Source organism: uncultured Maritalea sp. (assembly GCF_937139385.1).
Classification (GTDB): Bacteria; Pseudomonadota; Alphaproteobacteria; order Rhizobiales; family Devosiaceae; genus Maritalea; species Maritalea porphyrae_A.
In genome coordinates this window covers 1-6,871 of sequence record NZ_CAKZPW010000151.1, presented here as the reverse complement: position 1 = coordinate 6,871, position 6,871 = coordinate 1, and the positions used below count along the sequence as shown (strand labels likewise).

Annotated in this window: 7 protein-coding genes; all 7 read left to right on the top strand. The window is 50.7% G+C overall.

The window, feature by feature from the left end:
* Positions 1–611 (top strand): cytochrome c-type biogenesis CcmF C-terminal domain-containing protein (locus tag Q0231_RS06265; protein WP_299346431.1); only part of this gene is annotated, 611 nt, incomplete at its 5' end.
* Entirely contained in the window at positions 608–1,102 is a 495-nt protein-coding gene (locus Q0231_RS06260; RefSeq protein ID WP_269392285.1) for a cytochrome c-type biogenesis protein, read from the top strand. The genes Q0231_RS06265 and Q0231_RS06260, both read left to right, overlap by 4 nt.
* On the top strand, positions 1,080–2,294 hold the full coding sequence (locus Q0231_RS06255) for a bifunctional alpha/beta hydrolase/OsmC family protein (protein WP_299346423.1): 1,215 nt from the start codon (positions 1,080–1,082) through the stop codon (positions 2,292–2,294). Before Q0231_RS06260 ends, Q0231_RS06255 begins: the two co-directional genes overlap by 23 nt.
* Before the next feature lie 42 nt (positions 2,295–2,336).
* Complete coding sequence (locus tag Q0231_RS06250) at positions 2,337–3,089, top strand: sulfite exporter TauE/SafE family protein (RefSeq protein ID WP_269392283.1); 753 nt, start codon at positions 2,337–2,339, stop codon at positions 3,087–3,089.
* Between the two features lie 133 nt (positions 3,090–3,222).
* Positions 3,223–4,719, top strand: a complete 1,497-nt coding sequence (locus tag Q0231_RS06245) for a Do family serine endopeptidase (protein ID WP_299346420.1) — start codon at positions 3,223–3,225, stop codon at positions 4,717–4,719.
* Positions 4,720–4,793: 74 nt separating this feature from the next.
* The gene (locus Q0231_RS06240) at positions 4,794–5,465 is read left to right on the top strand and encodes a response regulator transcription factor (protein WP_269392281.1); all 672 of its coding nucleotides are present in this window, start codon (positions 4,794–4,796) and stop codon (positions 5,463–5,465) included.
* The gene (locus tag Q0231_RS06235) at positions 5,458–6,852 is read left to right on the top strand and encodes a HAMP domain-containing sensor histidine kinase (protein ID WP_269392280.1); all 1,395 of its coding nucleotides are present in this window, start codon (positions 5,458–5,460) and stop codon (positions 6,850–6,852) included. The genes Q0231_RS06240 and Q0231_RS06235 overlap by 8 nt, the downstream gene beginning before the upstream one ends.
* Positions 6,853–6,871 lie beyond the last annotated feature (19 nt).

Sequence of the window (6,871 nt, the reverse complement as noted above, 5' to 3'; positions counted from 1 at the left end):
CTTTTTGGGTGATGGTCGGCGCACTTGCGGATTTGGCTGAGCGCTCACAATTGTTCCGCATCGCGCCGTCTAGAAGTTTGCGACGCTTAATGGGACTTCCGAAAACCGTTTGGTCGACAGCTGGTGCACACTTTGGTTTGGGCGTCACTGTTCTTGGCATTGTTGTCGTTTCGGGCTTTGAAACGGAACTGATCACCACCATGCAACCTGGTGATCAGACAGAGCTTTCAGGCTACACCATTCAATATGAGGGTGAACGTTTGTTACAGGGACCCAACTATGTCACAGAACACGCTGATTTTTTGGTCTCAAAAGATGGCGGGAAACTGCGCACTTTAGCATCGGAAAAACGCAATTATACGGCGCGCCGAATGCCCACAACTGAAGCTGGCATTCAGACCTTTGGTTTCTCCCAAATCTATGTATCCTTAGGGGATAAAACGCCCGAAGGCGCGCGCGTTGTGCGGGTTTGGCATAAGCCAATGATAACATTGATATGGTTAGGAACGGTGCTGATGGCACTTGCTGGCGCTTATTCTTTGACGGATCGGCGGATGCGGGTTGCTGCGCCGAAACAGGCGAAAAAACAAGCGGTTGGACAAGCTTTATGAATCGATTTTTCATCGCCTTGATGTTGTTTCTAGCTCTGCTCACGCCATCTCTCGCTGTCAATCCTGATGAGATATTGGACAACCCGGTGTTGGAACAGCGCGCGAGATCCATTTCAGCGGGGCTGAGATGTCTGGTTTGTCAAAATCAGTCGATTGATGACAGCGATGCGGACTTGGCAAAAGATTTGCGCATTGTTGTGCGAGAGCGATTGGTCGCGGGTGACTCAGATAGTGAAATCATGGAGTTTGTGGTTGCCCGCTACGGAGAATTCGTGCTGCTTAAGCCTGTGTTCGCCGGCCACAATTTGGTCCTTTGGCTCACTGCACCTATCCTTTTCTTGATTGGCGCGATAGCCCTGTTTTCTGTTCTAAGAAACAGGCAGCCAAAACCAAATGCGCTTTCTCCACAAGAAGAGGCAGCATTGGCCCAACTGTTAAAATCTGCGGCGGACGATGAAGGTGGCACTGATGGAGAAAAACACAAAGGTTGAATTCGATAGCGCGATGGGCGAACAGCTTGCCGCCGCCATCAGCTGGCCGCGCGGTAAAACACGCGCTTTCGCAATATTCGCGCATTGTTTCTCTTGCTCAAAAGATTTTGTTGCCAGTCGTCGGGTCGCCAATGCACTGACTGAACATGGTTTTGCGGTGTTGCGCATCGATTTTACCGGGCTCGGAAAGTCTGGCGGTGACTTCTCCGACACTAATTTTTCCACCAACGTCCAAGATTTGGTCGCAGCCGCAAATTGGCTGACTGACAATTATGATGCGCCAGCACTTTTGGTTGGGCACTCACTTGGCGGTGCTGCAGTGCTTGCCGCTGCACCTGAACTCGCATCCGTAAAGGCAGTTGCCACCATTGGCGCGCCTGCAAACGCAGTGCATGTTTTGCAACAGTTCTCTTGTTCAGTTGAAGAAATTGAGCAAAACGGGGAAGGTGAAATTGATCTTGGGGGCAGACCCTTTGTAGTCAAAAAACAATTCCTTGATGATGTGCGCACATTCGACTTGCCCGCGCAGATTAAGAAGTTCCGTGGCGCAAAATTGATTTTGCATAGCCCTCTAGATCGCGTGGTCAGCGTTGAAAACGCCGAACGTATTTTTAAGGCCGCCATGCACCCAAAAAGCTTTGTGTCGTTGGATGATGCGGATCATCTGCTCACCAAGCTTGAACATGCCTCATATGCCGCGCAAGTGATTGCGGCATGGGCAGAGAGATATATTCCATCTGTCGCTGAAAAGGCCGACACTGAGGGCCATGTTATTGCGGCTGAAAGCGGCGAGGGCAAATATCATCTACATGTGGATGCGTCTGGCCATCCTTTGACCATAGATGAGCCCATCGCCGTTGGCGGATCTGATCGTGGCCCAACGCCCTATGATTTGCTGGCCGCCGCACTTGGTGGCTGCACCACATTGACTTTGCGCATGTATGCGGACCGGAAAAAATGGCCCGTCAATCACATTGAAACACGGGTTGAACACGCCAAACACCATGCCAAAGACTGTGAAGAGTGTGCACAGGGCCATGAAGGGCGCGTGGATGTTTTTAAGCGCTTTATCCACATTGAAGGCGAGCTGGACAAAGAGCAGCGCCATCGCATGTTAGAAATTGCCGATAAGTGCCCAGTTCATCGCACTTTGGAGCAGAGCTCTATTATCAGAACCCTATTGGGGCAGTAGGGCCCAATTGCACGAATCCTCCAGCAGGTTTATCAAGTCGACATGATAGATTTCATCTCCGCGCTGGTGCCATCAGGTCTTGATGGCTGGATCGCGCTCATTTTGGTCATCGCAAGCTTTTTTACGTCAGGTTTAACGGCGGCACTTGGGCTTGGCGGGGGGATCACCTTAATCGCCATTCTAACTTTCTTTCTGCCTGCCGCCATTGCCGTTCCCATGCATGGCGTGGTGCAACTGGGCTCTAATGCGGGCCGCGCGTTTTTGCGCCGCAAAGACATTCAATGGCAATATGCGATTTGGTTTGCTCTTGGGGGCATTCCTGGCGCTATGCTTGGCGGGCAGGTTGCAGTCTGGATGCCCAATCAGCTTTTCACGCTCTTGATCGCAGCGTTCCTGCTCTATTCAGTTTGGGGGCCAAAACCTTCATCCAAAAATCGCAGGCCGCTTGCCTTGTTCAGTTTTGGCGGGTTTGCAGCCTTTATTTCGATGATCATTGGTGTCAGCGGCCCCATTGTGGCTGGCCTGTTGAAGTTTATTGAAGACCGCAAACCGTTCGTTGCCACCCATGCCGTGCTGATGACTTTTCAAAACATCGCGAAAATCGCCGTTTTCGTGTTCCTTGGGTTCTCTTTTTATGACTATGCGGCATTGTTGATCGCAATGGTTGGTGCTGGTTTCGCTGGTACGTGGGTTGGGGGAAAAATGCTCGATAGATTGCCAGAGAAACTGTTCCGCCAGGCGTTCAAAATCGCCATGACAGCCATCGCGCTTATTCTGATCTATCGATCCTTCTAAAAACCCCAAAACTGCCACAGTTTTGCCGTCAACATTACAAAACTTTAATCTTCCTTTCATGGTGCGGAAAGGGGACATGTTCCAAATATATGCCAATTCGATTGGGATGTCGTTTTTAACGGAGAACACCTTCATGAAATTCTTGAACCTGACAAAATCCAAACGCCTTGCTGCCATCACAGCAGCTGCGTTGATATCAACCACGGCGCTTGTCAGCGTGGCGACCACAACGATGCCGGCAACTGCTCAGATTGCAGTGCAAAACGCGGCTCCGTTCAGCTTTGCCGATTTGGTGGAAGCTGTTCGTCCTGCAGTGGTCTCAATAAGAGTAAAAACCAAGATTGTTGAAACCCGCGGACCGCGCTTCAACGACAATTTTACCATGCCGGATCTACCGGAAGGTCACCCATTCAACGATTTCTTCAAGCAATTTGAAGACCAATTCGGGTTGCGTGGCGATCAGAATAATCGAAAACAACGACCACGTTTTGGTCAATCTATGGGTTCTGGTTTCATCATCTCTGCTGATGGATTTGTCGTCACCAACAATCACGTGGTTGAAGATGCCGCTGAAGTTGTTGTGGTTATGGACGATGGCGCGGAAATGAATGCCAAAATTATTGGCACTGATCCTAGAACAGATTTGGCATTGCTAAAAATCGAAGCAGCAAATGAACTCGAATATGTTGAATTCTCAGATGCTGAAGCCCGTGTAGGTGATTGGGTCGTTGCCATTGGCAACCCATTTGGGTTGGGAGGCACTGTTACCGCAGGTATCGTTTCGGCACGTGGACGCGACATTAACGCAAACGCCTATGATGATTTCATCCAAATCGATGCGGCGGTAAACCGTGGCAACTCCGGTGGCCCAGCATTTGACACAACTGGCAAAGTTGTCGGCGTAAACACGGCCATTTTCTCACCAAGTGGTGGCAATGTTGGCATCGCATTCGCGATCCCTGCGTCAGTCGTTAAACAAGTTGTTTTTGATCTGATGGACGACGGCAACGTCACGCGCGGTTATTTGGGTGTGTCGATCCAAGATGTAAGCGATGATATTGCTGAAAGCGTTGGCTTAGACAAAACTACTGGTGCATTGGTCACCGAGCCACGCCCAGATTCGCCAGCACAAAAAGCAGGAATCCAATCGGGCGATATCATTTTACGCGTCAACGGTGAGAAAATTGAAGGCGCGCGTGATTTGGCCCGCATTATTGGCCAATATAGCCCAGAAAGCGAAGTAGAACTGGTCTTGTGGCGTGATGGCGCAAGAGAAAAAGTCAGCGTGAAACTTGCGACCCTAACGGACGAGCAGGCGCTAGTTGAAGCCGCGCCAGAAGTCGATCCGATTGATCCAACCGCACCACATGAATCATCAACCGGTCTTGTTTTGATGCCGAACGAAGAAGGTGACGGCTTAGTGGTGACCGACATCTTGCAAGAGAGCATTGCGATGGAAAAGGGCTTTGTGCCAGGTGACGTAATTCTGTTGGCCAACTCAAAGCCGGTGAACACAATCGCAGACTTTGAAAAAGCCATTGATGAAGTCAAAGCGGCGGGGCGTAGTACCATGCTTGTGAAAGCCTCAAGAGACGGCAATTCGCGTTATGTAGGTTTACCCATCGAGTAATCCACTCTGGCTGGTCGCCTGAAATTGGCGGCCAGCAATTGTTCTTCCCCAGCGTAAAAGGTAGTTTGGTCGGTATGAAGATTCTTTTGATTGAAGATGATCGCGAAGCGGCCAATTATCTTATTCAGGCGCTCGATGAAGCCGGGCACGTCACTCATCACGCTGCGGATGGTGAAACAGGATATGCGATGGCCAGCTCGATGGACTATGATATCTTGATCGTAGATCGCATGTTGCCTCGTCGCGATGGTCTTTCCATCATTGAATCCCTTCGGGCCGAAAACGATGAGACCCCGGCACTAATCCTGTCAGCACTTGGAGAAGTTGATGATCGCGTGACTGGTCTGCGGGCAGGGGGCGACGACTATTTGACAAAGCCCTATGCTTTTTCTGAGTTGCTTGCCCGTATTGAAGTGCTCGCACGACGTTCCGCACCTGCAGAGGCATCAACAGCTTACCAAGTAGGCGGCCTGACCCTTGATCGACTGTCGCGCAACGTTGAGCGCGATGGCGAAAAAATCACTCTCCAGCCCCGAGAGTTTCGCCTTCTCGAATATCTCATGAAACATTCCGGGCAAGTGGTGACACGCACGATGTTGCTCGAAAACGTGTGGGACTATCACTTTGATCCCCAAACCAACGTAATCGACGTGCACATGTCGAGGTTACGTACAAAGATCGACAAGGGTCGTCCAAGTGTGCTCTTGCACACAATTCGTGGCGCAGGGTACATGATCCGTGCATAGCTTTTGGCAGCTTTGGCGCACCACAACTTTTCGCCTTACTGCAATGCTAATTGCTGTCTTTGTGGTTTTTGCCATCGGCATTTTGGGATATCTCGCCTACCAGACATCGATTATGATTCAAACGCAGCAATTGCGCGCGATTGATAGTGAAATCGATCAACTCAACAAACAATACCAACGCCTTGGCACAAGGGGGTTGGTTGTTGCTTTACAGCGCAATGCCAACAGGCCGGGCCCTGGCATCTACTACGTTGCCGACCCCACTGGCCAAGCGATTGCTGGCAATGTGCTTGCTGTTCCAATTGATGTGCTTGAAAATCCAGGAACCCACACCTTCAAATATGATCGCGGGGAGGATTTGCACGCTGATGACCCGCGGGCACAAGGAGTGGCCTTGGTTAAAAGCTTTCAGCTGCCGAGTGGGTTTCGCTTGGTTGTTGGGCGAGACATCGTTGAACGGCGCGGTTACAGCGCGGCCATTTTTCAAGCTTTTGGCTGGGGTGTTTTGTGGATTATTGCCCTTTCAGTGATTGTTGGCGTTTTGACCGCACGCTCAGTCCTTAAGCGGGTCGATACGGTCTCCGATACCGCCCGCAAAATCATGTCAGGCTCTATGTCAGAGCGCATTCCGGTCACCAAGCGCAATGACGAATTTGACGGGTTGGCCACCAATCTAAATGCCATGCTTGAGCGTATCGAGCAATTGATGCAGGGGCTCAAGGAAGTCACTGACAACGTGGCACATGATCTTAAGACACCGCTTACGCGTTTGCGCAACAAAGTCGAAGGTGCGCTAAAAGACGGCACCACACCCGATCAACAACGTGAAGCGCTAGAGACGACAATTGAAGAATGCGACCAACTCATCCGCACGTTCAACGCGCTGCTGATGATTGCCCGCGTGGAGGCGGGGTCACCTTCGGGCGCGTTCAGTCCTGTAGATCTCGCTGATGTCATAACAGATATTGCTGAGCTCTATGAACCTGTTGCAGAGGATTCTGGAATCACCATTTCAACCGAACTCGCAGCTTTGCCACGCTTTTCATGCAACAGAGAGCTGATTGGGCAAGCGCTCGTCAACTTGGTAGAGAACGCCATCAAATATGCCAAAGACGCTAAAGAAAATCCTGCCATAACGATATCGTTGCATGTGGCGGGTAAAAATATGATCATCGAAGTGGCTGATAATGGGGCTGGTATTCCGGTCGAAGATCGCCAGCGGGTGCTTGAGCGGTTTGTGCGGTTGGAAAAAAGTCGTTCTGAACCGGGCTCTGGGCTCGGTCTTAGCCTTGTCGCCGCTGTCGCGCGGTTGCATAAAGGTACTATTGAGATTCTTGATAACAAACCGGGCGCACGTATCCGGTTGAGTATGCCAACGGAACATTAAATGAAACCACTTGCCAGCT